The 2,328-nt window shown below is 32.7% G+C and carries 5 protein-coding genes and 1 pseudogene; 5 read left to right on the top strand and 1 reads right to left on the bottom strand.

What is annotated here, in order from left to right:
- Positions 1-301, top strand: a 301-nt coding sequence (locus tag A9G25_RS08275; RefSeq protein ID WP_141675060.1) for a DDE-type integrase/transposase/recombinase, incomplete at its 5' end; no start/stop codon positions are given.
- Positions 238-417 (top strand): integrase core domain-containing protein, encoded by a 180-nt coding sequence (locus A9G25_RS13405; protein WP_081297201.1) that lies wholly within the window; start codon positions 238-240, stop codon positions 415-417. The genes A9G25_RS08275 and A9G25_RS13405, both read left to right, overlap by 64 nt.
- Before the next feature lie 35 nt (positions 418-452).
- Here A9G25_RS13405 and A9G25_RS08280 read toward each other — a convergent pair whose 3' ends face one another.
- Positions 453-821 carry an IS30 family transposase gene (locus A9G25_RS08280; RefSeq protein WP_065626537.1) on the bottom strand — a complete coding sequence of 123 codons (369 nt, stop codon included), beginning with the start codon at positions 819-821 and terminating at the stop codon, positions 453-455.
- A 100-nt stretch (positions 822-921) separates the two neighbouring features.
- Between A9G25_RS08280 and A9G25_RS12370 the strand changes: the two are divergent.
- The 3 genes and pseudogenes from A9G25_RS12370 to A9G25_RS08290 form a co-directional block, all read left to right on the top strand.
- A pseudogene (locus A9G25_RS12370) lies at positions 922-1,107 on the top strand (MFS transporter); the annotation flags it as partial.
- 250 nt (positions 1,108-1,357) lie between these two features.
- Positions 1,358-1,819, top strand: a complete 462-nt coding sequence (locus tag A9G25_RS08285; RefSeq protein ID WP_065625984.1) for a DUF721 domain-containing protein — start codon at positions 1,358-1,360, stop codon at positions 1,817-1,819.
- Between the two features lie 62 nt (positions 1,820-1,881).
- Positions 1,882-2,286, top strand: a complete 405-nt coding sequence (locus A9G25_RS08290; RefSeq protein WP_065625645.1) for a YhcB family protein — start codon at positions 1,882-1,884, stop codon at positions 2,284-2,286.
- The last annotated feature ends 42 nt before the right edge of the window (positions 2,287-2,328 follow it).

Below are 2,328 nucleotides of genomic sequence, written 5' to 3' on the forward strand. Positions count from 1 at the left end.
GACATTCAATGTCATCGATGACTTTAATCGTGAGGCGTTAGGTATTGATATTGCAGTGAGCTTACCGGCAGGAAGGATTACCCGTTATTTAGATAAACTGGCCGAATATCATGGGTATCCATTAAAAATACGGGTCGATAATGGACCCGAATTTACAGGAAAAACCTTTATAAACTGGGCTAAATCACATGATATAACCATTGATTATATCCAGGTAGCCCTTATCAAAATGGCTATATTGAACGATTTAATCGTACCTATCGTACTGAAGTACTCGATTTATATCTTTTTAACAACTTAGCACAAGCAAGGAGAATAACCGAAGAATGGTTAACGATTTATAACACCGAAAGGCCTCATGAAGCACTAAATAATATGACGCCGATTGAGTATAAAACACTAAAACAAGCAGCATGATTTTCTACGTGAGTTGTGTACTAAGTTTGGGGTATTTACATGAATTGTTCATAGCGCGCTTTATTTTGATAAAGATAGTTATAGATTGATTGGACGCTGATTTTCTTTAAACGTGCAGCAATCTGCTCTGGGCTGTAATAAAGCATGAGGTATTTTTCAACTTGACGCCATACTGAAGACTCTATTGGCTTACCATTACCGCTATTTTTTCGCCTTTTCCGAGCGAGTGTCACCGCCTCATGTGCTTGATAGACTTGATTATGTTTTGAGTTTCTTTTTATCTCTCGACTTATTGTCGAAGGATGTCTATTGAGTAGCTGGGCTATCTCTTTTTTATTCTTTCCGGCTTGTAATAATACGAAAATCTGGTATCTTTCCTTCCTAGAAAGGTGATTATAATACATAGCAATCTCCAAACTGTGGTGGTGCGAAGGTGCTAGTATAAATCACCTTTCTACTTTCTTCACTCCACCGTGTTTAAAATTGCACTTCATGTTTGAATCCAGGGCTACGGCAGTTGGAATGGCAGGAGCATGTGCATGGACAGGTCAGTTAATTTTTAATCTATTTATTGGTGCTTTTGTTAGCATAATTGGGTTTGGTCCTTTCTTTGTTGCATTAGCATTTTTTGATGTTATTGGTGCTATTGTTTTATGGACTTTTATTAGAGAAAATAAGCCGCATAAGTAAAGTTAAAATCAATAATTAACTTTTATTTTTATAAAACTGGCAGATATTATATTAATAGTATTTGCCATTTTTTTATTTTGTTCTTTTGATTTTGAGTTATTTGTGATCTTTTTTATAAAGTGTTAATTAAGTGAAAATATTCTTTTTTTAAGGGACTTTTTCATTCAAATAAGGTAAATTATTTAAACATTGGTGGAAAAATATTTTTGCATTTTAGTTACTATTATTATTTTTAATAAAAGGCATAATTATGCGTTATAACGAACCACAAATGTTGACCTCAATTTTGACACAAGCCTCTTCTCTGTCTAAGATTCAAGATAGAACTAATGCATTATGCTCTTTAGCTAAAGTCGTTTATGATTTATTGCCTTCACCATTGAATCAACAATGCCGAGTTGCTAACTATCGTCAAGGTGTGTTGATTTTAGAGGTTAGTTCAGCTTGTTGGTTAACTAGATTGAAATATGAACAAAGCAATTTAATATCTGAAATACGAAAAAATATTTTACCCTCCTTATCTTCTATTCAATATCAGATTAATCCAGATATTTCGGTGAGGTGGTCACAGAGCAATTATCAAAGTGATAAGTTATCTTTAGCTTCAAGCGTGATGACACAAAAAAGCGCAATGTTTCTATCTGCATTAGCAGAAAATGCACCAGACAAGTTAAAAAAACAATTGATAAAACTTGCTAACCATGCAAAATAAGCACTGATAGTTAGTCTTCAATTTTATAAAATTATATATCTTAAAGATATAAGGAGTGAATAATGGATAAAGGTATGCTTACTTATCTTATAATCGGGTTCGTGATTGGTTTTATTATTTGTTTCATTTTTATTAGTGTTATTAGCCCTAAGGCACGTAAATATGCCAAAGTTAAACAAGAGTTAGATCAAACAAAAGATGAACTAATAGCGCAAAAACAAATGATAGCTAAACATTTTTCACATAGTGCAGAAATATTGGATAATATGGCTAAAGATTTTCGTCGTCTTTATCAACATATGGCTGAAAACTCTAGTCAATTTATGGATAGTGGTAAGATTCAGTCTTTAGATTTTGATTCAAACACAGATTCTAACGAAAAAAAAGAAGTTACGCTTGATAAGCAGCCTAGAGATTATTCCGATGATTCTTCAGGCTTATTTAAAACGGATGAAAATAAATCTTAACCTATGATTTTATTCTCTGTTACTTAATATCCAAGCAATTTT

Origin of the sequence: Gilliamella sp. Bif1-4, assembly GCF_001690535.1 — a bacterium.
Taxonomy (GTDB): Bacteria; Pseudomonadota; Gammaproteobacteria; order Enterobacterales; family Orbaceae; genus Gilliamella; species Gilliamella bombi.